Here is a 24,511-nt window from a genome sequence, read left to right as displayed (position 1 = left end):
TCACCGGCATGACGGATTCGCTGGAGCGCAGCACGCCCCCCGCAGACGGCCGCCCCACCGACGGCCCCACCGACGGAAACCCGGTCGCGCCCACCACGGCGCGCGGCCCGAAGGACGTCGTCACCCCCGATCTGGTCGCCCGCCTCACCCGCGACGTCATCGGCTGGGGGTCCCCCCGCTGGCAAGCAGGGGGAGGCCGTACCGCCAGTCACACCCCGCTGACCGGCGACAAGCTCGCCGACCTGCCGGAGACCACGCCCGAGGAGGTCGCGGAGGCGTTCGCGCGCGCCCGCACGGCGCAGAAGGCGTGGGCCGCCACCCCCGTACGGCAGCGCGCGGCGGTCCTGCTCCGCTTCCACGACCTGGTGCTCGCCCGGCAGGCCGAGGTGCTCGACCTGATCCAGGTGGAGACCGGCAAGGCGCGCATGCACGCGCACGAAGAGGTGCAGGTGGTCGCGATGGCGGCCCGGCACTACGGCCGCAAGGCCCCCGCGTACCTGAAGCCCAAGCGGCACACCGGCGCCATCCCGACGCTGACCAAGGCCGTGGAACTGCGGCAGCCGCGCGGTGTCGTCGGCCAGATCGCGCCCTGGAACTACCCGCTGGAGCTGTCCGTCGGCGACGCGCTGCCCGGACTCGTGGCGGGCAACGCCCTGGTGATGAAGCCGGACACCGAGACCGCGCTGACCGCGCTGTGGGCGCGCGAGCAGTTGGTCGAGGCGGGGCTGCCCGCCGACGTGTGGCAGATCGTGATCGGCGAGGGCCCGGTCGTCGGCCCGGCCCTGGTCGAGCACGCCGACTACGTGTCCTTCACCGGCTCGACGCGCACCGGCCGCGACGTGGCCCAGCGCGCCGCCGCCCGGCTGATCGGCGCCTCCCTCGAACTCGGCGGCAAGAACCCCCTGTTGGTGCTGCGCGACGCCGACCTCGACAAAGCCGCCGACGGCGCCGTCCGCGCCTGCTTCGCCTCCGCCGGTCAACTCTGCGTCTCCGTCGAGCGGTTGCTGGTGGACGAGTCGGTCGCCGACGCGTTCCTGGAGAAGTTCGCCGCGCGCACGAAGGCGATCAGGCTCGGCACGGCCCTCGCGTACGGCGCGGGCATGGGATCGCTGGCCGGGGAACGGCAGTTGGAGACCGTCGTCCGGCACGTCGAGGAGGCCCGCGAGAAGGGCGCCACGGTGGTGGCCGGCGGCCGGGCCCGCCCCGACATCGGCCCGTACGTCTACGAGCCGACGATCCTGGACGGCGTCGAGGCCCCGATGGCCGTCTGCGCGCAGGAGACCTTCGGCCCCGTCGTGTCCGTCTACCGCTTCCGCGACGAGGAGGAGGCGATCGAGCGCGCCAACGACACCGACTACGGCCTCAACGCCAGTGTGTGGACCAAGGACACCCGGCGCGGCGCGCGGATCGCGGCCCGGCTGCGCTCCGGCACGGTCAACATCAACGAGGCGTACGCCGCCGCGTACGGCAGCGTCCGGGCGCCGATGGGCGGCATGAAGGACTCCGGGCTCGGCCGCAGGCACGGCTCCGAGGGCATCCTCAAGCACACCGAGGCCCAGACCGTCGCCACCCAGCGCCTTCTGCCGATGGCGCCCTCGCTCGGCATGACCGACGAGACGTACGCGAAGTTCCTCACCGTCTCGCTGAAGGCGATGAAGGCCCTGCGGATGCGCTGACCCCCGCCCGCCCGCGCGCTGCCCGGCCCTCGCCCGCCGACCGCGCCCCGCCCACGCCCTGCCCGCCGACCCGGCCGGACGAGTCCCGCACCGACGCACGGAGGATCACGTGTCACAGGAAGACGGCTACGACTACGACGTCGTCGTCATCGGCTCCGGCTTCGGCGGCTCCGTCTCCGCGCTGCGGCTGACCGAGAAGGGCTACCGGGTCGGCGTGCTGGAGGCCGGCCGCCGCTTCGCCCGCGACGAACTGCCGAAGAACTCCTGGGACGTCCGCAACTACCTGTGGGCGCCCGCGCTCGGCCTCTACGGCATCCAGCGCATCCACGTCCTCGGCAACGTCCTGGTGCTGGCGGGCGCGGGCGTCGGCGGCGGCTCGCTGAACTACGCCAACACCCTGTACGTGCCCCCGAAGGCGTTCTTCGAGGACCGCCAGTGGGGCGCGATCACCGACTGGCAGCAGGAGTTGGCGCCGTACTACGACCAGGCCCAGCGGATGCTCGGGGTGCGGACCAACCCCACGCTCACCCCCTCGGACGAGCACCTGAAGGCGGCGGCCGAGCGGATGGGCGTCGGCGACAGCTTCCACCTCGCGCCGGTCGGGGTGTTCTTCGGCGACGGCCAGGACGCGGGCGGCGCGTCGAAGGCGGCGCCCGGCGGCGAGGTGCCCGACCCGTACTTCGGCGGAACCGGCCCCGCGCGGCGGGCCTGCACCGAGTGCGGCGAGTGCATGACCGGCTGCCGGCACGGCGCGAAGAACACCCTCACGGAGAACTATCTGCACCTCGCCGAGCGGGCGGGCGCCGTCATCCACCCGATGACCACCGTCACCGACCTCACCGAGGACCCCGAGGGCGGCTACCGTGTCACCGCCGTCCCCACCGACCAGCGCAAGAAGGGCGAGCGGGCGGTGCTGAGGGCCCGTCAGGTCGTGGTCGCGGCGGGCACGTACGGGACGCAGACGCTGCTGCACGCGATGCGCGACGGCGGCCGGCTGCCCGGCATCTCGGCGAAGCTCGGCGAGCTGACCCGTACCAACTCCGAGGCGCTGGTGGGCGCGCAGACCTCCACCCGCCGCTACCGCAAGCGGCACCCGGACCGCGCGCTGGACTTCACCAAGGGCGTCGCGATCACCTCGTCCGTGCACCCCAACGACCACACCCACATCGAGCCGGTCCGCTACGGCAAGGGCTCCAACGCGATGGGGAATCTGTCGATCATGGCGGCGCCGTACGGCGGGAAGGTGCCGCGCTGGGCCGAATTCGCCGTCAACTACCTGCGCCACCCGGCGGTCGGCCTCCGCTCGCTGTCCAACTTCCACTGGTCGGAGCGGACGATCATCGGCCTGGTCATGCAGACCAGCGACAATTCGCTGACCACCTACCGCAAGGCCAAGGGCCTGGGCAAAGGGTTGCTGACGGCCCGTCAGGGCCACGGCGCTCCCAACCCGACGCACATCCCGGAGGGCGCGCGGGCCGCGGAGTTGATAGCCGAGGAGATCAACGGCTTCGCGGGCAGCAATGTCGGCGAGGCCACCGAACGCCCCATGACCGCGCACTTCCTGGGCGGCTGCCCGATCGGCGAGGACGCGGACCACGGCGTCATCGACCCGTACCACCGGCTCTACGGGCACCCGGGCATCCATGTGGTCGACGGTTCGGCCGTCTCGGCGAATCTCGGCGTCAATCCGTCGCTGACGATCACCGCGCAGGCGGAGCGCGCGATGTCGCTGTGGCCCAACAAGGGCGAGGCGGACCCGCGTCCGGCCCAGGGCGAGGGCTACCGCAGGATCGCCGCGGTACGGCCCGCCGCCCCGGTGGTGCCGGAGGGAGCCTTCGGCGCGCTGCGGCTTCCGATGCTGCCGGTCCCCGCGGTGCCGCCCAGGTCCGCGGCAGAGTGACGCGGCTGAACTGCCTGAACCGGCTGAACCGGCTGAACTGCCTGAACTGACTGCGGTGACTGACGCGTTCGGGTGACGCGTCCGCGCGCGCCGACGCGTACCCGTGCGCACGGGCACGCGCTGTGTCACCCGATCGTGGACGGGAAGTCCGTGCCGGGAGCCGTACATGAGTAATGTGGGTTCTCGCAGAGCGGCCGGATCCAAGCGTCCCCGGAGCCGACCGCCTCTTTGAGTCGTGACCGGGCTGCTGTCCCCTGCCGTCCGGTCACATAGCACCGACACGAGGTCCCACGGCGACCGCACACCTGCGGTCGCCTCATCGCATCGGTCACACCCCGCCTAGCTGCGTCTAGGCGGTGTCCAGTTCCACGCGTGGTGTTGGGTTACCGCCCCTGGATGGCACGGACACCACCTCCAACGAAGCCATCGCGGGCCGGTCACGTGCCGTACGGGTGATGCCGCTCGAAAGGGCGAAACGTCACGCCTCGCGGGCCGCTCCGGCCGCGCCGCTCACACCTTGCCGCGGCACAGTTCCAGCAGCGTCATCGCCAGTGACGTGCCCGGCCTCCCCAACTCCGCGCTGTAGTGCGTCAGCACCTCCATCTCGCGGTTCAGGCTCACCCGGCGACCGCCGGACGTCATGCGGGCGCGCTGGATGTCGGCCGACTCGGTCATCCGTTCCCTGACCAGGCCGATGATCCGGGTGTCGAGATCGTCGATCCGCCGCCGCTTGCGCGCGATGACCGCGTCCGCGGACTCCGGGACGCCGTGGGTGTCCGGGGCGTCCGGGACGCTCTCGGTGCCCGCGGTCGCGGGGGCCGGGGCCGGAATGGGGGCCGGGACGGAGATAGGTGTCGGGGTCGGGGTCGTCATGTCTGCTCTCCTCGGGAGGGGCGGGCGGCGCCGCGGGCCTCGGGTCCCGGGGGAGCGAAACGACAGGCGCCCCGGGCCGTCCGGCCCGGGGCGCCTGGGAAGTCGCTCGTCAGCTCACGCGACGCGACCATGGCAGCCGGACCAGCCGGTGCCATAGGTAAACGTGACGCTGCGCGTGTGCATGGCGTCAGTGTGCCCCCCTCGCCTCCCGCGGGGCAAGCCGGGGGAAGGAGGGAGTCCGCCGCCCCGGTAGAATCGGGTCCTATCCCCGTTGGAACCGCCGGAAGGCACACCGTGGTAACGCCAGTCGCCCCCGCCCCCTCGTCGGGCACACCGGATACACCGGACCTGGTCCTGGTCGTGGACTTCGGTGCGCAGTACGCGCAACTGATCGCGCGCCGGGTCCGTGAGGCCCGGGTGTACAGCGAGATCGTGCCCTCCACGACGCCGGTGAGCGAGATGCTGGCGAAGCGGCCGAGCGCGATCATCCTGTCCGGCGGCCCGTCCTCGGTCTACGAGCCGGGCGCCCCCACCCTGGACCCGGCGATCTTCACGGCGGGCGTCCCCGTCTTCGGCATGTGCTACGGCTTCCAGCTCATGGCGACGGCGCTCGGCGGGACCGTCGACAACACCGGGGCGCGGGAGTACGGCCGCACCGCGCTGGCCGTCTCCAAGCCCGGCTCCACCCTCTTCGAGGGCACCCCCGCCGAGCAGTCGGTGTGGATGTCGCACGGCGACGCCTGCTCGGCCGCGCCCGAGGGCTTCGCCGTGACGGCGTCCACCGACGTGGTGCCGGTCGCCGCGTTCGAGAACGACGAGAAGCGGCTGTACGGCGTCCAGTACCACCCCGAGGTGCTGCACTCCACGCACGGCCAGCAGATCCTGGAGCACTTCCTCTACCGCGGCGCGGGCCTCGCGCCGACGTGGACGACCGTCAATGTCGTGGACGAGCAGATCGCCCTGATCCGCGAGCAGGTCGGCAGCAGCCGGGCCATCTGCGGGCTGTCCGGCGGCGTGGACTCCGCGGTCGCCGCCGCCCTCGTCCAGAAGGCCATCGGTGACCGGCTCACCTGTGTGTACGTCGACCACGGACTGATGCGCAAGGGCGAGACCGAGCAGGTCGAGAAGGACTTCGTGGCCGCGACCGGCGTCCAGCTCAAGGTCGTGGACGCCACCGACCGCTTCCTGGACGCGCTCGCCGGGGTCAGCGACCCGGAGCAGAAGCGGAAGATCATCGGCCGGGAGTTCATCCGGGTCTTCGAGCAGGCGCAGGCGGAGATCGTCGCCGAGGCCCCCGGCGACGAGCCGGTGGAGTTCCTGGTCCAGGGCACCCTCTACCCGGACGTGGTCGAGTCCGGCGGCGGCACCGGCACCGCGAACATCAAGTCGCACCACAATGTCGGCGGCCTGCCCGAAGACCTCCAGTTCACGCTCGTCGAGCCGCTGCGCAAGCTGTTCAAGGACGAGGTGCGGATGGTCGGCCAGGAGCTGGGCCTGCCCGAGGAGATCGTGCAGCGGCAGCCGTTCCCCGGCCCCGGGCTCGGCATCCGGATCGTCGGCGAGGTCACCCGCGACCGGCTCGACCTGCTGCGCGAGGCCGACGCCATCGCCCGCGAGGAGCTGACCGCGGCCGGGCTCGACCGCGACATCTGGCAGTGCCCGGTGGTGCTGCTCGCCGACGTCCGCTCCGTCGGCGTCCAGGGCGACGGCCGCACCTACGGCCACCCGATCGTGCTGCGCCCGGTCTCCTCCGAGGACGCCATGACCGCGGACTGGTCGCGGCTGCCGTACGAGGTGCTGGCGAAGATCTCCACCCGGATCACCAACGAGGTGGCCGACGTCAACCGCGTGGTGCTCGACGTGACGAGCAAGCCGCCGGGCACCATCGAGTGGGAGTGACGCGCGGTCAGTGCGCCGCCAGGCTCTCGCGGGCCGCGGTGACGTAGCGGCTCCTGGCCGCCTTGTACTCCTCCCACGCGCTGTCCGGGATCTCGTCCATGTCGTAGAAGGACCGGATGCGGCCGACCAGGGCCTTCGCCTCGGTGAGCGGGCCGCCGCCCTCGATGTCCAGCACATTGAGGGCGGCCTGGGTCCTGCCGTACGCGGCCTCCGTACGCTCCAGGAGGTCGGCCCTGTCGGTGTGGTCGCCCTGCCTGCGGTGCCAGACGACGGACGCCTCCTCGTCGGTCGCGGTGAGGAAGTCCGCGTAGTCGTCGCGGTGGGCCAGGTAGATCGTCAGGTCGTACGGCAACTCGGATACCTCCACCCGTCGGGTCCGTGCGATGCCTGAGTATCGGGGGCGGGGCCGCGTACTGCCAGAGACGTGCGGGTCTTTCTGCGGGTCCCACGGTTTCCGCCCGCCGCCTTGAGTGACAGCCGCCGGGCGTACGTATGTCCCCCCGAGGGCGCCGTACCGGCAGAATCGTTCTCATCAGGGAACGCACGGGCGGCGGGATTGGCGGAACACGATGCTCGAACGGCTCGACGTCCGGCGGGACACCGCCCGTCGCTACGCACTGCTGCCGCTGCGGATCTTCCTCGGCGTCACGTTCATCTACGCCGGGCTCGACAAGCTGACCAGCGACACCTTCTTCACCGACTCCGCGAACGGCTCGCTGGTGCAGATCCTGCACGGCGCCCACGACACCGCGGCGATCCCCGCGATGATCGACCTCGCGCTGAAGGCGCCGCACGGCTTCGGGTACGCCATCGCGCTCGGTGAGACAGCGGCGGGGCTCGGCACGCTGTTCGGGCTCCTCGGCCGGGTCGCCGCCCTCGGCGGCGCGCTGGTCTCGCTCAGCCTGTGGCTGACGGTGAGCTGGTCCTCGACGCCGTACTACTACGGCAACGACCTCGCGTATCTGATGGCCTGGCTGCCGCTGGTGCTCGCGGGCACGCCCTATCTGTCGCTGGACGCGCTGCTCGCGCGGCGGCGCGGCAAGGGCGGCGGCGCGGTGCCGGGGCCCGGCGCGCACGCCGCCGACGGCTCGGGCTCCGCTACGCGCGGCGGCGCTTCCGGCGCCCCCGTACCGCCCTCACGACCTGTGTGACGATCGCGGTGGCCACCGTCAGGGCCAGACCGCTGACGACGAGCGGGACGGAGTACTCGGGCCGCAGGTCCCAGACCTGGCAGGCGTCGAGGATGAAGCACGCCGTCAGCCAGAGCAGCACCAGGCCCATGACCAGGACGGCGGGTTCGAAGCGGTGCCTTCTCATCGGTTCACCTGTCCTGCGGGCGGGCCGGGCACGCCGGGTACGGGCACGTGGCGCGCGCCGGGTAGGGCGGGCGCGGTCGGCGCGAGCGGGGCCGTCCCCGTACCGGTCCCGGCGGTGGCGGGCTCGATCCGCAGGTCACCGGCGCCGATCCGCACGTGGACGTTGACCGTGCCGGTGTTCATGGTGCCCGCGGGCGGGGCGAAGACGACCGGCACGGCCCCTTCGCTGTTGACGTTCAGCCCGCCGTGGTCCTTCTCCGGCAGGCGGATGGCGCCGACGGCGACGTGGTAGGTCAGGTGCACGGTCGCGTCCTTGGGCAGTCTGATCAGCACTTCGCCGACGCGCAGGTCGACCCGTGTGTTGACCGTCCTGCCGTCGAGCGTCAGGTCGGTCAGGTCGAGGACGCCCTGTCCGCTGCCGCGTTCGTACGTCGGCTGGACGGCGGCGGCGGTCATCGGCCTCCAGGTGTCGCGCCACCCGGCGTTGTCGTGCGGCACCGACGCGGTGCCGATCAGCCCGGCGAGGGTCAGCAGGGTGAAGAAGACGGTGCCGCCGCGCGCCCGCCCGGCGAACGACGCGACGACGAAGGCCAGGCCGAAGACGCCGAGCACCGCGATCAGGCCGATCTCGACGCTCACGGCGGGGGACTGGTACGGCGCCGCGGCCCCGGTGCCGATCGCGCCCGCCGCCACGACCAGCACGAAGACGGTCAGACCGAAGACCCACGAGCTCTCCTTCTTGCGGGCCGCGCGCTTGCGCTCCCGCCAGGCGACCTTGTCCTCGTCGCCGTAGGGGCCGTCGTCCGGGCCCCACAGATACGACGGCTCCTTGGTCAGCGGGCCGCGCCACCAGGACGCGGAGCCGCCGGGCTCCGGCGGCGCCTGCACGGCGGGCGGCGCGTCCACCACCGCGCTCGCCGCGCCCGACGGGGAGGCGGCCTCGCCCGCGGCCTGCCGACGCCGTACCTGGGCCCAGTAGTAGACGGCGCCGGTCGTCGCGGCCAGCAGGATCAGTGAGAATGCCTGGTCGTCGCCGTTGTCCAGCATCGAGGCGTACAGCCCGCAGCCGACCAGCGCCATCAGCACGGCGGTCAGCGGCGCGCCCTCGATCCGGCCGGACAGCAGCCGCTGCGCCTCGCTCTGCCGCTCGCCCTCCAGCGGGATGACCAGCCAGCCCATGCCGTAGATGATCAGACCTATGCCGCCGGTGAGGGAGAGGACGGCCAGCACCACGCGGAAGATCACCGGGTCGATGTCGAAGTAGCGGCCCGCCCCGTCGCACACGCCCGCGAGGACTTTGTGGTCGCGGCCACGGGTCAGCCGCCGCTTGGGCGCGGCGCTGTCGCCGTCCGGGCCGCCGGTGCCGCCGGTGCCGAGGTCGCTGCCGTCGGCGTCGTCGGCGCGCGGTGCACTCGGCCGGTCGCGCGGCTCGTCGCTCGGCTCTTCGGGTGGCTGGTCCGTCATACGACCATGGTGACGGTTCGCGGGGGCGGCCGGCATCGGCCCCGACCCTGGTACGTCCCTGATCCGTACCCTGCCCTACCCCTGGGGGGACAACCCTGATGCCCCGGGCGGCCCGGACGTGTGACGATCGGGGTATGTCAGCGAGCAGCCCGGCCGGAGCGTCCGGCATGCCCGGAGCGTCCCGTATGCCGGGCGGGTCCGGCGGACCCGGCGTGCCGGGCGGCCCCGGTCCCGGTGGTCCCGGCCTGGGCGGTCCCGGTGGTCCCGGTCTCGGTGGGCCCGGTGCTCCGCGCGGTCCCGGCGGCCCCAGCGGGGCGTCCTTCCTCTCCTCGCCCCTGTCCTCGCACGAGCCGGGGGACTCCGGGGTGCGCAAGCTCTACCGCAGCTCCGAGGGGCGGATGGTCGGCGGCGTCGCGCGCGGCCTGGCCGGGCACTTCGGCCTGCCCGTGCTGTGGGTACGCGGCCTGTTCGTGCTGCTCGCCTGCTTCAACGGCATCGGCGTGCTCCTCTACGCCGTCTTCTGGTTCTTCGTACCGCTCGGCGTCGGCGGTGTCGCCATGGCCAAGGAGCCGCGCGACGCCCGCTCGTGGCTGGCGGGCAAGCGGCCCGACAAGGGCCAGATCATGGCCCTGATCGCGCTGGCCGTCGGCGCGGGCATCCTCATCGACAACCTCAACCTCGGCGCCGCCAACCGCGCCGTGTGGCCGCTGCTGGTCATCGGCCTCGGTGTCGCGCTGGTCTGGCGGCAGGCCGACAACGCCCGCAAGGCCCGCTGGGTCGAGATGAGCCACGGCAAGCGGTTCTGGCCGCTGGCCCGCGCGGCGGCCGGTGTCGCCCTGGTCGTCGCGGGCGTCACCGGCTTCATCGTGGTGCGCGGCTCCGGCAGCCACCTCGGCGGCATCCTCCAGGCCGCGCTCGCCGTCCTCGTCGGCGTCGCCCTGATCGCGGGCCCGTACCTGGTCCGTATGACACAGGACCTGTCGGCGGAGCGGCTGATGCGCATCCGCGCCCAGGAGCGCGCCGAAGTCGCCGCCCACGTCCACGACTCGGTCCTGCACACCCTGACCCTCATCCAGCGGCACGCCGACGAACCCCGCGAGGTCAACCGGCTGGCCCGCGCCCAGGAACGCGAGCTGCGCGCCTGGCTCTACCGCCCCGAGGGCACCGGGCGCGACGACGAGCCGACGACGGTCGCCGAGGGCGTACGCGCCGCAGCCGCCGAGGTCGAGGACGCGCACGGCGTCCCGGTCGAGGTCGTCTGCGTCGGCGACTGCCCGCTGGACGAGAAGCTGGCGGCGCAGATGCAGGCCGCGCGGGAGGCGATGGTGAACGCGGCCAAGTACGGTGGCAGCGGACCCGTTCAGGTCTACGCGGAGGTGGAGGGCGTCAAGGTGTTCGTCTCCGTGCGCGACCACGGCCCCGGATTCGACCTCGACCAGGTGCCGGACGACCGCATGGGCGTCCGCGAGTCGATCATCGGCCGGATGCAGCGCAACGGCGGCGAGGCCCGGCTGCGGGCCGCACCCGGCGGCGGTACGGAAGTCGAACTGGAGATGGAGAGGGTGGCGGCATGAGCACACCGAGTGCGCCTTTGGCGGGGGAGCGGCGGGTACGGGTGGTGCTCGTCGACGACCACCGCATGTTCCGTACCGGGGTCCAGGCGGAGATCGGCGCCACCGAGGAGACCGGTGTCGAGGTCGTCGGCGAGGCCGCCGACGTCGACCAGGCGGTCAGTGTCGTCACCGCGACCCGGCCCGAGGTCGTCCTCCTCGACGTGCACCTGCCCGGCGGCGGCGGTGTCGAAGTCCTGCGCCGCTGCGCCCCGTTGGCCGCCGACCCCGACAACCCGGTGCGTTTCCTGGCCCTTTCGGTCTCCGACGCGGCCGACGACGTCATCGGTGTCATCCGGGGCGGCGCGCGCGGTTATGTCACCAAGACCATCACCGGGCCCGACCTGATCAACTCGATCTTCCGGGTGCGCGACGGAGACGCCGTCTTCTCCCCGCGGCTGGCCGGTTTCGTCCTGGACGCCTTCGCGTCCACCGACGCCCCGCCGGTCGACGAGGACCTGGACCGGCTCACCCAGCGCGAGCGCGAGGTCCTGCGCCTGATCGCGCGCGGCTACGCGTACAAGGAGATCGCCAAGCAGCTCTTCATCTCGGTCAAGACCGTCGAGTCCCATGTCTCGGCCGTCCTGCGCAAGCTCCAGCTCTCCAACCGCCATGAGCTCACGCGGTGGGCGACGGCACGGCGCCTGGTCTGAGCCGGGCGCGCATGCCGGAGCCCGCAGGAGAGCCCGTACGCGAGCCCGCACGCGAGCCCGCAGGAGAGCCTGGCCGCGAGCGTCGCGTCACGCCCGGGCGTGTGCTGTGGCTGGCGTGCCTGGTCCTCGTGTGGGCGCTGCTGCTGCTGGCCGGGGTGCTGGACGTCGTCGCCTTCGTCGCCAGCGCGTCCGACACCCCTTACCAGGGCCGGGCCGACGACCGTACCGCCGCCTGGTGGACGCTCTTCGGTCTGGTGATCCCGCTGGCCTTCCTGGCCGCCGTCCTGACCTCCCTGGAACGCCGCGCCCGCCGTCGCCGCGGCGGTCCGCCGGGCGGTGGCCGCAGGTCGCTGACGGACGGCAGCGTCGGATAAGCGGTGTCAGAGGGCGGCGATACGGTCGCCCGCATGACGGAATCCACCGACCTGACGGACATCCGCGCGGCCTACGACACCGTCGCCGACAGCTACGCCGACCTGCTGCGGGACGCGCTGGCGGCCGGCGTCCTGGACCGCGCGACGCTGGGGGCGTTCGCCGAACTGGCCCAGCGGGGACGGCCGGTGGCGGACATCGGATGCGGCCCCGGACGGATCACCGGGTATCTGGCGGAGCTGGGACTCGACGTCTTCGGCGTCGACCTCTCGCCCGAGATGGTCGCCGTGGCCCGCCGCGATCTGCCCGGACTGCGCTTCGACGTCGGCTCGATGACCGACCTGGACCTCCCGGACGGCTCCCTCGGCGGCCTCGTCGCCTGGTACTCGATCATCCACCTGCCCCCGCGCCTGCTGCCGCGCGTCTTCGCCGAATTCCACCGCGTCCTGGCCCCCGGCGCCCCGCTCGCCGTGGCCTACAAGATCGGCGACACCCGCCACCACCTCTCCCACGGCTACGGCCACCCCATCTCCCTCGACGTCTACTGGCATCCCCCCGCCCGTATCACCGCCCTCGCCGAATCCGCCGGCCTCACCGTCACCGCCACCACGACCCGCGCTCCGGCCCCGGACGAACGCCAGCCCCAGGGCTACCTGTTGGCGGCCAGGCCCGTCTGAAGGGCGGGGGTCAGGCCAGGGCGACGGTGATGATCTCGCGGCTGGCCGGGGTGACCGGGGTGCGGGGCCAGTCGCCGTAGCGGGACTCGGTGCGGAAGCCCGCGGCGGTGAGGAAGGTGTCGAGGGCGGGCTCGGAGAGGAAGCGGAGGGTGGAGCGGTCGGTATGGAGGGGGGTGCCGTCCGGGGCGGCGGTGGTGGTGGTGAAGGTGACGAGGTCGGGGGTGACGGAGTCGACGCTGTGCCAGACGCGGAGCGGACCGGCGGTGGGGTGGGTGGTCGTGACGGGGTGACCGGGGGTCCAGGACAGCCAGGCGCGGGCCTGGGGGTGGCGGGTCTCGAAGACGAAACGGCCGCCGGGGCGCAGGGCGGCGCGGACGGCGGCGAGCGAGTCGCGGATGTCGTCGTCGGTGAGCAGGCACTGGAAGGCGTGCCCGGTCATGATCGCCAGGTCGAAACCGGCGCCGGGCGGGGCGTCGGCGGCGCGGCCGTCGAGCCACTCGATGTCGGTACGGCGCCGGGCCCGGCGCAGGGACGGGGGGTGCGGGTCGAGGCCGACCAGACGGCCGCGGTGGCCCAGCGCCCGCGCGTGATGCAGCGTCATGCCGGTGCCGCAGCCCACGTCGAGAACGGAGTCGGCGGCCATGACCAGGTCGGTGTAGAACCGGTCGCCGGGTGACCGCTCGGGGTCCCACTGATTGAGCAGGTCGTAGAGCACGGCATCGTCGTCGTCGGTGAACACCGGGACAGTATTGAGGCGCGGCCGTCCGCGGCCAACCGGTTATTCCGGCCGCCGGGAAGGTGCCCCCGGCACGTATGCCTTTCCGGCGCGCTCCGCTATTCGGCCGGCCTCGCCGTTCCGCGCCAATCCTTACGAACACGGGGGTTCGTAGTCACCACCCGGCGACCGGTGATTCGATACGCGGCTGTAGGTATCGCTGAGCGTGGGGTGGGGGAAATGGCTCGGGGTGGAGCGGGGCTGTTCGGCGTGCGCGAGGGGCTGTTGAGGCCGCGCGCGGCGGGTGCGGTGCGTGTGAGCGCCGCCGTACCGCCGACGACGGGAGCCATTCCGGGAGTGCCGCCCCTGCCGACGTCGCCTACGGATTCCGGCCGTCCGGATTCCGCCGCTCCGGATTCCGGCTATACGGATTCTGCCCGTCCGGATTCCGCCCGTCCGGATTCCCGCGCGAATACAAAAGCGTCCACGGCTTCCGCCCCGTCCGGGACCGTCGCCTCGCGAACGGCCCTCTCCTCCGGCGGCGGCGACACGGCCGGGGCGGCGGCGCGTCGGGAACGGGCCGCCGCGGCCGTCGGCGGGTGACGGCCGCCGGGCGGGGCGGGACGGACCGGCCCGGCCGGGCGCGTGGTGATCGTTCGTGGGGTTGTACGGCCGCGGGGCGGGATGTCCGTCCGCGGCCGGTGTCGGGACTGCTCGTGCCGCGGTGCTCCGGTCCGCGGCCGTCATTCACCAGGGGGTTGTCATCGTGAGATCGGGATTCGCCGGCCGCGGGCGGCGGGCACGCGCCCGCGCGTACCTGCCGGGCAGGCGCGCCAAGCTGTTCGTCGTGGCGCTCGCCGCCGCGCTGACCGTGCCGGTCGGGCTGAGCCCGCTCGCCCACGCCGCGCCGGGGCCGCTGGGCCGCCCCGATCTGCCCGCGCCGCGCAACGGCACGGTGCACACCGCGGGCCTCGGCGCGCAGCAGGCCCGCGCGAAGGCCGCGGCGGGCAAGGCGGCCGACGACCGGCGCGCGCGGCGCGCGCTCGCCGAGCAGCACACGACCTGGCCCAAGGGCAGCACCCTCAAGAGCGCCGTGTCCGGCACCTCCGAGGTCACCGTCCTGGACCGGGCCGCGACGGACGCGGCAGGCGTACGAGGTGTGCTGCTCGCCGTCACACCGCGGGCGCGCGAGGCGAGTTCGGCCTCCGCCGCGCACACCGGCCCGGCCGGCGCACGCGTCCACGTCTCCGTCGACTACTCCTCCTTCGCCTCCGCCTACGGCGGCGACTGGTCCGGCCGCCTGCGCCTGGTGCGGCTCCCGGCGTGCGCCCTGACCACCCCGCAGAAGGCGCGGTGCAGGACCCGGACCCCGGTCCCTTCGTCCGTCAACGACCTTGCACGGCAGACGATTTCGGCCGACGTCAGCGCCGATGCCGGTGCCGATGCTGGTGGTGACGCCGGTGCTGACGCCACCGACGACGCCCCCGCCGCGGCCGGTACCGACGCCGGCACCCTGAGCGCCTTCGCCGTCACCGCCGACAGCGGCGAGTCCGCCAAGGGCAGCGGCGACTACGGCGCCACCCCCCTGTCGGCGTCCTCCAAGTGGTCGGCGGGCACCTCCTCCGGCTCCTTCGACTGGTCGTACCCGATGGAGGTCGCCCCGTCCGTCGCGGGCCCGGTGCCCGCGGTGACGCTCACCTACGACTCCGGCAGCATCGACGGCCGCACCGCATCGACCAACAACCAGGGCTCGCAGGTCGGTGAGGGCTTCACCGTCTCCGCCGACTCCTACGTCGAGCGCCAGTACGGCGGTTGCGACAAGGACGGGCACGCCGAGGTCTTCGACCAGTGCTGGAAGTTCGACAACGCCTCGGTCGTCCTGAACGGCAAGTCCACGGAGCTGGTCAAGGACGACACCACGGGGAAGTGGCGGCTGGCCGACGACGACGCCTCCACCGTCACCCACTCCACGGGCGCCGACAACGGCGACGAGGGCGACAGCGTGGACGGCGCGGGCGAGTACTGGACGGTGACGACCGGCGACGGCACCCAGTACGTCTTCGGCCTCAACAAGCTCACCGGCGCGGGCACGCAGCGCACCAACTCCGTATGGACCGTCCCGGTGTTCGGCGACGACTCCGGCGAGCCCGGCTACGCCAAGGGCAGCGCCTTCGCCGACCGCTCCTACAACCAGGCGTGGCGCTGGAACCTCGACTACGTCGTCGACACCCACGGCAACGCCGAGTCGTACTGGTACACGGCGGAGTCCAACTTCTACAAGAAGAACGGCTCGAAGACCGCCAACGCCTCCTACACGCGCGGCGGTCACCTCGACAAGATCCTCTACGGGCAGCGCTCCGACACGCTCTTCAGCGCCACCGCGCCCTACGAGGTGACCTTCGGCTACACCGAGCGCTGCACCGCCTCGGACTGCTCGAAGCTGACCAAGGACACCGCGCACAACTGGCCCGACGTGCCCTTCGACGCGATCTGCGCCTCCGGCGCGTCCGACACCGACTGCGCCGCCCAGGCGCCGTCGTTCTTCACCCGCAAGCGCCTCACCTCGGTGCAGGCCCTGGTGCTCTCGGGGACCTCGTACACGCCCGTCGACACCTGGGCGCTGGCGGAGAAGTACCTGGACGCCGGTGACCTCGGCGACAGCAGCGACCAGACGCTGGTGCTCGACTCGATCAAGCGGACCGGCGAGGCCGGCACCGCGGTCCCGCTGGACCCGGTGTCGTTCACCTACCAGATGCTGGCGAACCGGGTCGACGCCACCGACGACATCCTGCCGCTGCACCGGCCCCGCATCCAGTCGGTCACCTCGGAGACCGGCGCGGTCACCAGCGTCACGATGTCGACGCCGGAGTGCGTGCGCGGCTCGCACATGCCCGCCGCCGAGGACAGCGACACCATGAACTGCTATCCGCAGTACTGGCACATCAACGGTGCCGAGGACGCCGGGCTCGACTGGTTCCACAAGTACCGCGTCGTGGACGTCACCACCTCCGACCCGGCGGGCAACAACGAGGCGCTGGAGCAGAGTTACGTCTACACCGACCCGGCCTGGCACTACAACGACAGCCCGTTCACACCCGACGACGAGCGCACCTGGTCGGTCTTCCGCGGCTACGGCACGGTCACCTCGTACTCCGGGACCGGCGCGGGCAACCGGCTCAGGACCGTCACCCGCTACATGCAGGGCATGAACGGCGACAAGGTGAAGGCGGGCGGCACCCGTACGGTCACCGTGGCGGGGCTGACCGTGCCGGGACTGACCACGGCGGCGCTCACCGACTCCGACCAGTACGCGGGCTTCCAGCGCCAACAGGTCACCTACAACGGGGACACGCCCGTCTCGGCGACCGTCAACGACCCGTGGTCGGTCAGGACCGCCACGCAGCACAAGTCGTACGCCGACGTCGAGGCGTACTACGTGCGCACCGCGAAGACGTACTCCGACACCTATCTGACCGTGCCCGCCAAGTGGCGCACCAGCACCACGGCCAGCACCTACGACTCCTACGGCATGCCGGTCACGGTCGACGACGCGGGCGACACCGCCAAGAGCGGCGACGAGACCTGCACCCGCACCTGGTACGCCCGCAACGACAGCGCGGGCATCAACTCCCTGACCTCCAGGGTCCGTACGGTCGGCCAGCCGTGCGGCACCGCCGACGCGTCGCTGTCGCTGCCCGCGAACAGCACCACGCGCGGCGATGTGCTCGCCGACACCGCGACCGTCTACGACAGTTCGGCCGCGACGGCCTGGACCGCGAACCAGAGCCCGGCCAAGGGCGACGCGATGTGGAAGGGCCGGGCCGCCGCGTACCCGGCGGGCGCGGACGCCAACGGCGACCGCAACCCCAGTAGTTGGCAGACCACCGGCACCTCGGCCTACGACACCCTCGGCCGGATGACCCTCGCCAAGGACGGCGCGGGCAACCCGACGTCCAACACCTACACCCCGACCGGCGCGGGCGTCCCGACCCGTTCGGTGATCACCAACGCCAAGAGCCAGAAGACCACGACCTTCTACGACGGTCTGCGCGGCCTGCCGACCACCACCTACGACGTCAACACCAAGAAGACCGAGCTGACCTACGACGGTCTGGGACGGCTGACCGGCGTGTGGCAGCCGGGCCGCGTCAAGTCGGCGGGCGACAGCGCCAGCATCGTCTACGGCTACCACATGGAGCGCGGCTCGGCGCCGTACGTCAGCACCTCCACGCTCGGCCCGAACAACGTCCGCAGGGTCACCTACCAGATCGACGACGCGCTGCTGCGCCCGCTCCAGACGCAGTCGCCGAGCCCGCTGGGCGGCCGGGTCCTCACCGACACCCGTTACGACTCACGGGGGTTGGCGTACGAGACCTTCGCCGGGATCTTCGACCAGGACCACACGCCGAGCGGCACGTACGCCCGCGCCGAATACGGCGGCGCGCCCACCCAGCACGAGATCACCTTCGACGGCGCGGGCCGCACCACCTCCGACAAGCTGCTCGTCTACGGCGTGCAGAAGGGCGTCACCGTCACCTCGACGTACACCGGCGACTCGACGGCCACCAGCGCCCAGCCGGGCGGCACCGCCTCCCGTGTGATCACCGACGCGCTCGGCCGCACCGTCGAGCGCCGCGACTACTCGGGCGCCTCGCCCGCCGACGCGGACTACGGCGGTGCCGCCCCGCTGCCCGCGCACACCAGCACCCTGTACGGCCTGACCAGGGACGGCAAGCAGTCCACCGCCACCGGCCCCGACAACGCCAAGTGGAGCTGGGGCTACGACCTGTTCGGCCGTCAGGTCTCCGCGAACGACCCGGACATGGGCGCCACGTCGACCACGTACAACGCGCTCGACCAGATCGCCACGACGACCGGCTCCACGCACAAGACGCTGCTGTTCGATTACGACACGCTCGGCCGCAAGACCGGCGAGTGGGAGACGGCCAGGACCGACGCGACGAAGATCGCCGCGTGGACGTACGACACGGCCGCCGCTGGACAGCTCGACACCTCCACCCGCTACGACGGCGGACTGGCCGGGAAGGCGTACACCCAGAAGGTCACCGCGTACGACGACGCCTACCACGTCACCGGCAGCGAGATCGACCTCGACGCCAACGACCCGCTGGTGAAGTCCGGTGCGGCGAAGGCCAGTTACAGCTACTCCGCCTACTACAACGTCGACGGCAGCCTCCAGCACACCACCGAGCCCGCCGTCGGCGGCCTGCCGCAGGAGTCGGTCAGCTACGGCTACACGCCGACCGGCCAGATCGAGACCGCCACCGGCACCAGCGGCTACCTCCAGGACACCTCCTACTCCGCGCTCGGCGAACCGCAGCAACTCACCCTGGCCACCGCGGCGTCCGGGGTGAAGAAGGCGTACATCACCAACGTCTACGAGGAGGGCACCAGCCGGCTGACCCGCTCCTCGGTCACCGACCAGACCCACGCGTACATGACGCAGGACCTCAACTACAGCTACGACGACGCCGGGAACGTCACCAAGATCGCCGACCCGACCACGCAGGGCGGCACCGCGCAGGCCGACACGCAGTGCTTCGGCTACGACGGCTACCAGCGGATGACCAGCGCCTGGACGCCCGCCAACGCCGACTGCGCGAGCACCACGACCGGCGGCGCGGCCCCGTACTCCACCGGCTGGACCTACAACCCGGCGGGTCTGCGGCTCACCCGGACCCAGCACACCGCGACCGGCGACAGCACCGCCCAGTCCTGCTACAACGACCCCGCCCACCCGCACGCCCTGACCACCGTCACGGCGGCGGCGAGCTGCACCGGGGCGACCGCCACGTACGGCTACGACGAGGCGGGCGACACCACCAAGCGGCCCGGCCCGAGCGGCACTTCGCAGACGCTGGCCTGGAACAGCGAAGGCGACCTGACCAGGACCACCGAGGGCGCCAAGGTCACCGACTACCTCTACGACGCGGGTGACAACCTGCTGATCCGCCGGGCGTCCGCGGGCGACGGCGAGAGCGTCGTCTACCTGGGCGCCACCGAGATCCACAGCAAGGTCAGCGCCGGGAAGACCACCACCTGGGCGGTCCGCACCTACACCGCGGGCGCCGGGGGACCGGCGATCGCGGTGCGCTCCACCCAGTCCGGCGCCACCACCCTGACCTGGCTCGCGGGCGACAACCACGGCACCAGCAGCCTCGCCGTGGACGCCGGCACGCAGGCCGTCACCAAGCGCTACACCGACCCGTTCGGCGCCGCCCGCGGCAGCGCGCCCGCGACGGCGTGGCCCGACGACAAGACCTTCCTCGGCAAGCCCGCGGACACCGGCACCGGACTCGTCCACATCGGGGCCCGCGAGTACGACCCGTCGACCGGCCGCTTCATCAGCGTCGACCCGCTGCTCCAGACCGACAAGGCGCAGACCCTCAACGGCTACGTCTACGCCGCCGACAATCCCACCGGGCTCGCCGACCCGACCGGCGAGGGCGTTCCCGAGTGCATGACCGGTGTCATCACCGGCTGCCACAACGGCGTGCCCGGCAAGGGCTCGGTCTACCACCCGGACCGCGACCCGGGGAACCGGCCGTCCCACAGCGGCGGCAAAGGCAACGGCAACAGCAACAGCAGTGGCAGCGGCGGCTGCGACCGGGCCTGCCAGAACGCGCTCGCCGCGCTCCAGCAGAACACCTGGAAGGACGACAAGAACGAGAAGAACGTCCACGCGGCGCTGGCCAAGGAACTGCGCGACTACGTCCTCGCCCTCGCCGGGAACACCAACCCCTGCAAGGTCGGCGCGTCCGTGACCTCCGGCACCATGGCCGCCTGCAACCAGATGGGCGGCAACTCGCCGCAACTGACCTGGACCGACCTGCTGCAACTGTGGCTCGGCGGCAAGGGCGCCAATGTGCCCTTCGACGCGAACAGCCTGCTCACCAAGCAGTTGGCGTTCAACGGCCACAGTCTCCAGATCATCAAGAATCTGGCCAGGGCGGTCTCGGACGCCGACTTCGGGGCCGACATTGACGCGCTCGGAGGCCAGGACGACTATGTCGACGGGAAGAACCTCGGGGAGAAGATGAAGAACCTGCCCAAGGACCTCAGCGGCATGGCCACCAGGGGGCGCGTGGGCACCAAGGTCCCCGAAGCCTTCACCGGCGGCTACGACCTCGTGTACCAGGTGATCAACCAGAACAAGAAGGACCACTCCATGACCGTGGCCTTCGCCGCGTTCAACGACACCGGCACCGCGTCCGCCTTCCACTTCGGGGTCCCGGACATCAAGCAGGGCTACGGAGGAGCGAGCGTGTACCAGGAGTACTACTGGTCCGTCACGGTGAGCGTCGAGTGACCACCGGTCCGCAGGCCACGCTCCCCGCCGCACCGGACGGCGGGGAGCCCGGGGGGCCGGGCTCCGGCGGTCACGGCTCCGGGCCCGCCGCCCGGCTCGACCGGCTCTGGGGGCCCGCCCGCTGGGTGCTGCTGGCCGTGCTGGTGCTGTCGTTCGCCACCGTCCTGCTGCGAATCGTGCCGGGCGGCGGGTCGACCGGCGCCCTGGCGCGGGACATCGAGGCCGGGCGGACCCACTCGGTACGGGTCGACGACCAGGGCTCCGCCGGGATCACCGTCCGCTGGAGCGCCGGGCCGCTGACCGAACGGCAGTACACCTACCGGCCCGCGAACCCCTTCCCCGGCGGCCGGAACGGTGTCGTCGGGGAGTTCACCGCGGACATCAGGCGGCAGGCGGGACCCGCGGCGGACGGCCTCGCCGTACGGAGCTTCGACAGCTCCTACGGCGCCGGGGGCCTGACGCTGCTGGTGCCCGTCGCCTACGTCCTGCTCACCCCGTGGGCGTGGCTGCGGGCGGCGGCGCTGCTCGCCGGTCTCCTGGTGGTCGTACGGACGCTGGCGGTGACCCGGCACCGGCGCGCGAGCGGCCCCGCGTGGCTGCTGGCGTGCGCGGTGACGGGGGCCGGTTTCTTCGGCTACCTGTGGGCGGAACCGGGAGGCGGCCCCGGCCCCGGCACCTCGGGGGACGGGTCCGTACGGGCGCCGCGGTGGACGCGGGCCTGGCTGGCGTCGCTCGCCTCGGCGGCCGGGCTGGCCGTCCTCGGCGCACTGCTGCTGCTCGTCGCCGGGCGGTACTGACCCGGCGACCGGTGGAGGCGTACGGCCGCGGGCGCGCGCTCAGCGCAGGATGCCCGCGGCCGTCGCCGTGCTCAGCGCAGGATGCCCGCGGCCGTCGCGGCCTTCAGCCAGGTCGGGAACTCGGTGAGCAGGCGGTCGTACAGCTCGGCGTCGGAGAGGCTGGCGATGTCGTCGACGGCGAAGAAGCCGACGTTGTCCACGCGGCGGCCGGTCATGGTGTCGAAGCGCTCCAGGACGCCGTAGTTGGACTGGCCGAGTCCGACGAACTGCCAGAACAGCGGCTCCTCGACGGCCCCGCGCAGCTCGCGCTCGATCTCCGCGTTGCGGTAGACACCGCCGTCGGAGAAGAAGAGCACGAGGGTCGGGGCGGCGGACGGCTCGCCGCGCACGTAGTCCCGTACCTGCGCGATGACCTTCTGCTCCTCGTTGCCGAAGCCGACCAGCTTCATGTCCACCTGGCCGTTCGGAGACGGCTTGCGGCGCTTGAAGATGCCGATCGCGCCGACCCGGACGTGCAGTTCCAGCCACTGCGGCAGCGAGCCGAGGTCGAGGTCGGGCAGCCGCGCCGGGTTGCTGGCGAAGGTCCACGCCTGCATGACGCCGTCCGGTACGAGTGCGGCGGCCACGGCCGCCATCCGCTCCACCACGTCGTGCACCACGCGCCGCGAGTACAGGTGGGACATCGACCCCGACGCGTCCAGCACGATGATCACCCGCGCCCGGACGTTGTCGGCGCCGTGCTTGCGCAGGCTCACCGCGACCTGCTCCTTGCGCAGCGACAGCCGCTTGCGCATGTCGACCGGCAGGTGCTCCTCGCCCTTGACGAGCGAGGGCGCACCGGAGCCGGGGGCAGGCGCCGACGCGTATGCGGACGCGGGCTGCGCGCCGTACGCAGAGCCGTCCGGGGAAGCGGGCTGGGCGGGCGCAGAGCCGTACGGGGAAGCGGGCTGCGCGGGCGCAGAGCCGTACGGCGAGGGCGCCGCGTACGGGGACGCGGGCGGCGGGGGCGCGGCGGGCATCGGCGGCGCGGCGGCGGGCGCCGTCACGGGAACGGGCGCCGCTTCCTCCTCCTCCGCGTCCACGCTGATGCCGAAATCGGTGGCGAGCCCCGCGAGGCCCGAGGCGTACCCCTGGCCGATCGCGCGGAATTTCCAGCCGTCGCCGCGCCGGTACAGCTCACCCGCGACGAGCGCCGTCTCGGATGTCGCGGTGACCGGGAAGTACGCCAGTTCGGCGCCGGACGCCGCGTCCAGCAGCCGCAGCCCGAGGCCGGTCATCGCGCCGAAGGTGCCGCCGTCGGCGGACGCGCACAGCATGATCCGCTCGATCCCCGGCTCGACGCGCGCCAGGTCCACCTCGATGGTGTCGGTGACCACGGCCGCCTGCCGCTTCCCCGCGTGCCGTACGGCCCCCGACGCGTGTCCTGGCTGGTTGTAGAAGACGAAGTCGGCGTCGTCCCGCACCTTCCCGCCGCCCGCCAGCAGCAGCGCCGACGCGTCGGCGTCGGGCCCGCCGCCCGCTCCCCAGGCCAGTTCGGCCCGTACGGCGGGCACGGCGACCGGCACATTCGCACCCTTGCTCAGCGGCGTAGACGTCATGGGGCAAGTCTGCCCGGAGTCGGGCGGTTCGTCAGGAGAAGAGCTTGTCCGGATTTCGTATCAACATCTGACGTGCGGACCGGTGGGCGGGGCGGACGGGCCGACGGCCGGGCTCAGCGGGCGGGCGGCCTCGGTCAGGTGGGGCGGGTGGCTCCCGCGAAGGGCATCTCGGAGATCGGGGCGATACGGACCGGGGCGCCCGGGTGCGGGGCGTGGATCATCTGGCCGTTGCCGATGTAGAGGCCCACGTGGCTGATGCCGGAGTAGAAGAAGACCAGGTCACCGGGTTGGAGCTGGGACTCGGAGACCCGGGTGCCCGCGTTGATCTGGGTGTACGTGGTGCGCGGGAGCGAGACCCCCGCGGCCCTCCAGGCGGCCTGGGTGAGGCCGGAACAGTCGTACGAGTTGGGCCCGGTGGAGCCCCAGACGTACGGCAGGCCGAGCGCGCGGTAGGCGAAGGTGACGGCCTGGGCGGCGCGCGAGGACGGCGCGGCGACGGGCGTCGTGTCGCCGGGCAGCGGCGTACGGGCGCTGGCGCGGGTCGCGGCGGCCGGTCCCGACGACGGGGTGTCGGCGGCCTCGACGGCCGCGCGCTGGGCGGCCGTCAGCCGGTCGAGCAGCGCCCGCGCCGCCCGCAGCTTGCCCTGCACGGTCGCCTTGCGCGCGGCCAGCTTGGACTGCGCCTCCTTGAGCGCGTCGAGTTTCGCGTCGGCCGCGTCATGGGTACGGGTGACGTCCCGCTGCTCCTCGGTGAGCTGCGCGAGCGCGGTCGCCGTCCGCGAGTCGAGGCGGTTGAGCATCCCGGCCCGGTCCAGATACGTGTCGGGCGAGGAGCTGAGCGCGAGCTGCACACTGGGGTCGAGCGAGCCGGTGCGGTACTGCGCCGCCGCGAGGGCGCCGATCGTGTCGCGGGTGGCGTTCAGCCGCGCGGTCTTGCGGGCCAGTTCGTTCTGCAGATCGGCGACCGCGGCGCGGGCCTGATCGGCCTCCTCCTTCGCGCCGTTGTACTGCTCGGTGGCGGCCTCCGCCTGCCGGTAGAGCGTGTCGACCTGGTCCTTCACCTCGCTGAGCGAGGCCGGTGCCTGCGGCCGCGGGTCTGCGAGGGCGGATTCGCCGAGCAGGCTCACGGAGGCGGCGGACGCGAGCGCCACGGTGAGGGCGGCGCGGGTCGCGGTGAGCGCCGACGTGCGGGCGGACGTACGCGCCGCCGAGGTTCTGCGGTGTGAGGCGGGACTGTGGGAGGCCATGCGGCCGTCATTCCTTCCAGTGCTCCGACGGGCCCGCGCGGAGGCCCGGCGACGCCTGCACGGGGGAGCAGAGCGCCGCCGGACCTTCGGCGGGGGTGACCGCGCCGCCACGGTCCTGACGGCTGTGGGGATCGGTCACCTGGGTAGCGACGCTAAACCTGACCGGGGGTGCGCCAGGGGAAGGAGACCGGGACTGCTCCGATTCGACCGGCCCGTGACCGTAAACGACCGCCGTTCGACGGGTGACCCGGTCATATGCGCGCGCCTGCTGACCAAAGTGCCCGGTCGGGAGGTCCGACCGGGCACGGGGTGCTATGCGGGGCTGTGAGCCCGGCGGTCCTGAGGCTCCGCGGACGCGGGCTCAGGCTGCACGGGTTCAGGCGA

At 72.6% G+C, this 24,511-nt stretch carries 17 protein-coding genes and 1 pseudogene; 10 read left to right on the top strand and 8 right to left on the bottom strand.

Translation table 11 applies throughout. From position 1 onward, the window contains the following. Positions 1-8: 8 nt before the first annotated feature. Together ACFY9V_RS27265 and ACFY9V_RS27260 are read left to right on the top strand one after the other, a co-directional pair. Complete coding sequence (locus ACFY9V_RS27265; RefSeq protein ID WP_355336812.1) at positions 9-1,676, top strand: succinic semialdehyde dehydrogenase; 1,668 nt, start codon at positions 9-11, stop codon at positions 1,674-1,676. A gap of 109 nt (positions 1,677-1,785) precedes the next feature. Then, positions 1,786-3,576: a GMC family oxidoreductase N-terminal domain-containing protein gene (locus ACFY9V_RS27260; protein ID WP_391050455.1), complete on the top strand. Its 1,791-nt coding sequence runs from the start codon at positions 1,786-1,788 to the stop codon at positions 3,574-3,576. Between the two features lie 510 nt (positions 3,577-4,086). On the opposite strand, the gene ACFY9V_RS27255 is transcribed toward ACFY9V_RS27260, so the two are convergent. Further along, a complete protein-coding gene (locus tag ACFY9V_RS27255; RefSeq protein ID WP_391163401.1) occupies positions 4,087-4,449 on the bottom strand; it encodes a chorismate mutase in 363 nt (120 codons plus the stop codon). Between the two features lie 294 nt (positions 4,450-4,743). Between ACFY9V_RS27255 and guaA the strand changes: the two genes are divergently transcribed. After that, entirely contained in the window at positions 4,744-6,348 is a 1,605-nt protein-coding gene (gene guaA, locus ACFY9V_RS27250; RefSeq protein ID WP_355336815.1) for a glutamine-hydrolyzing GMP synthase, read from the top strand. Between the two features lie 7 nt (positions 6,349-6,355). Here guaA and ACFY9V_RS27245 read toward each other — a convergent pair whose 3' ends face one another. Next, on the bottom strand, positions 6,356-6,715 hold the full coding sequence (locus ACFY9V_RS27245) for a hypothetical protein (protein ID WP_355336816.1): 360 nt from the start codon (positions 6,713-6,715) through the stop codon (positions 6,356-6,358). 202 nt (positions 6,716-6,917) lie between these two features. Here ACFY9V_RS27245 and ACFY9V_RS27240 point away from each other — a divergent pair. After that, positions 6,918-7,400: pseudogene (locus tag ACFY9V_RS27240) on the top strand (DoxX family protein); the annotation flags it as partial. Positions 7,401-7,446: 46 nt separating this feature from the next. Here ACFY9V_RS27240 and ACFY9V_RS27235 read toward each other — a convergent pair. Next, positions 7,447-7,665 (bottom strand): hypothetical protein, encoded by a 219-nt coding sequence (locus tag ACFY9V_RS27235; protein ID WP_391050457.1) that lies wholly within the window; start codon positions 7,663-7,665, stop codon positions 7,447-7,449. After that, on the bottom strand, positions 7,662-9,128 hold the full coding sequence (locus ACFY9V_RS27230; protein ID WP_391163399.1) for a PspC domain-containing protein: 1,467 nt from the start codon (positions 9,126-9,128) through the stop codon (positions 7,662-7,664). The genes ACFY9V_RS27235 and ACFY9V_RS27230 overlap by 4 nt, the downstream gene beginning before the upstream one ends. A 134-nt stretch (positions 9,129-9,262) precedes the next feature. Between ACFY9V_RS27230 and ACFY9V_RS27225 the strand changes: the two genes are divergently transcribed. The 4 genes from ACFY9V_RS27225 to ACFY9V_RS27210 are packed head-to-tail and all read left to right on the top strand — an operon-like array spanning position 9,263 to position 12,440. Then, positions 9,263-10,702, top strand: a complete 1,440-nt coding sequence (locus ACFY9V_RS27225) for a PspC domain-containing protein (RefSeq protein WP_391163397.1) — start codon at positions 9,263-9,265, stop codon at positions 10,700-10,702. Next, entirely contained in the window at positions 10,699-11,391 is a 693-nt protein-coding gene (locus tag ACFY9V_RS27220) for a response regulator transcription factor (protein ID WP_188281968.1), read from the top strand. Before ACFY9V_RS27225 ends, ACFY9V_RS27220 begins: the two co-directional genes overlap by 4 nt. Before the next feature lie 11 nt (positions 11,392-11,402). After that, positions 11,403-11,765: a hypothetical protein gene (locus ACFY9V_RS27215; protein WP_391163395.1), complete on the top strand. Its 363-nt coding sequence runs from the start codon at positions 11,403-11,405 to the stop codon at positions 11,763-11,765. A 33-nt stretch (positions 11,766-11,798) separates the two neighbouring features. Further along, entirely contained in the window at positions 11,799-12,440 is a 642-nt protein-coding gene (locus ACFY9V_RS27210; RefSeq protein ID WP_355336821.1) for a class I SAM-dependent methyltransferase, read from the top strand. A 10-nt stretch (positions 12,441-12,450) separates the two neighbouring features. On the opposite strand, the gene ACFY9V_RS27205 is transcribed toward ACFY9V_RS27210, so the two are convergent. Then, positions 12,451-13,179, bottom strand: coding sequence for a methyltransferase domain-containing protein (locus ACFY9V_RS27205; protein WP_391163394.1), 729 nt, complete (start codon positions 13,177-13,179; stop codon positions 12,451-12,453). 742 nt (positions 13,180-13,921) lie between these two features. On the opposite strand from ACFY9V_RS27205, the gene ACFY9V_RS27200 reads away from it, so the two are divergent. Both ACFY9V_RS27200 and ACFY9V_RS27195 read left to right on the top strand, forming a co-directional pair. After that, complete coding sequence (locus ACFY9V_RS27200; protein WP_391163391.1) at positions 13,922-20,485, top strand: RHS repeat-associated core domain-containing protein; 6,564 nt, start codon at positions 13,922-13,924, stop codon at positions 20,483-20,485. Beyond that, a complete protein-coding gene (locus ACFY9V_RS27195; RefSeq protein ID WP_391163388.1) occupies positions 20,482-21,282 on the top strand; it encodes a hypothetical protein in 801 nt (266 codons plus the stop codon). Before ACFY9V_RS27200 ends, ACFY9V_RS27195 begins: the two co-directional genes overlap by 4 nt. Before the next feature lie 71 nt (positions 21,283-21,353). On the opposite strand, the gene ACFY9V_RS27190 is transcribed toward ACFY9V_RS27195, so the two are convergent. The 3 genes from ACFY9V_RS27190 to ACFY9V_RS27180 all read right to left on the bottom strand — a co-directional run bounded on the left by ACFY9V_RS27190 (position 21,354) and on the right by ACFY9V_RS27180 (position 24,266). Then, positions 21,354-22,880: a VWA domain-containing protein gene (locus tag ACFY9V_RS27190; RefSeq protein WP_391163386.1), complete on the bottom strand. Its 1,527-nt coding sequence runs from the start codon at positions 22,878-22,880 to the stop codon at positions 21,354-21,356. Between the two features lie 134 nt (positions 22,881-23,014). Next, positions 23,015-24,127: an NlpC/P60 family protein gene (locus ACFY9V_RS27185; RefSeq protein ID WP_391163384.1), complete on the bottom strand. Its 1,113-nt coding sequence runs from the start codon at positions 24,125-24,127 to the stop codon at positions 23,015-23,017. Positions 24,128-24,134: 7 nt separating this feature from the next. Further along, complete coding sequence (locus ACFY9V_RS27180; protein WP_355336827.1) at positions 24,135-24,266, bottom strand: hypothetical protein; 132 nt, start codon at positions 24,264-24,266, stop codon at positions 24,135-24,137. Positions 24,267-24,511: the final 245 nt, after the last annotated feature.

The sequence above is a fragment of the Streptomyces sp. NPDC008317 genome (genome assembly GCF_042955955.1).
In the GTDB taxonomy this organism is placed as follows: domain Bacteria; phylum Actinomycetota; class Actinomycetes; order Streptomycetales; family Streptomycetaceae; genus Actinacidiphila.
Note: the sequence above shows the minus strand (reverse complement) of the source record. Positions and strands in the feature narration are given on the sequence as shown.

What these genes read in the sequence shown, in the direction of transcription:
- ACFY9V_RS27265 (WP_355336812.1), top strand. Translation starts at nt 9, where the DNA reads ATGACGGATTCGCTGGAGCGCAGCACGCCCCCCGCAGACGGCCGCCCC.
- ACFY9V_RS27255 (WP_391163401.1), bottom strand. Translation starts at nt 4,449, where the DNA reads ATGACGACCCCGACCCCGACACCTATCTCCGTCCCGGCCCCCATTCCG.
- ACFY9V_RS27235 (WP_391050457.1), bottom strand. Translation starts at nt 7,665, where the DNA reads ATGAGAAGGCACCGCTTCGAACCCGCCGTCCTGGTCATGGGCCTGGTG.
- ACFY9V_RS27230 (WP_391163399.1), bottom strand. Translation starts at nt 9,128, where the DNA reads ATGACGGACCAGCCACCCGAAGAGCCGAGCGACGAGCCGCGCGACCGG.
- ACFY9V_RS27225 (WP_391163397.1), top strand. Translation starts at nt 9,263, where the DNA reads ATGTCAGCGAGCAGCCCGGCCGGAGCGTCCGGCATGCCCGGAGCGTCC.
- ACFY9V_RS27220 (WP_188281968.1), top strand. Translation starts at nt 10,699, where the DNA reads ATGAGCACACCGAGTGCGCCTTTGGCGGGGGAGCGGCGGGTACGGGTG.
- ACFY9V_RS27215 (WP_391163395.1), top strand. Translation starts at nt 11,403, where the DNA reads ATGCCGGAGCCCGCAGGAGAGCCCGTACGCGAGCCCGCACGCGAGCCC.
- ACFY9V_RS27210 (WP_355336821.1), top strand. Translation starts at nt 11,799, where the DNA reads ATGACGGAATCCACCGACCTGACGGACATCCGCGCGGCCTACGACACC.
- ACFY9V_RS27190 (WP_391163386.1), bottom strand. Translation starts at nt 22,880, where the DNA reads ATGACGTCTACGCCGCTGAGCAAGGGTGCGAATGTGCCGGTCGCCGTG.
- ACFY9V_RS27185 (WP_391163384.1), bottom strand. Translation starts at nt 24,127, where the DNA reads ATGGCCTCCCACAGTCCCGCCTCACACCGCAGAACCTCGGCGGCGCGT.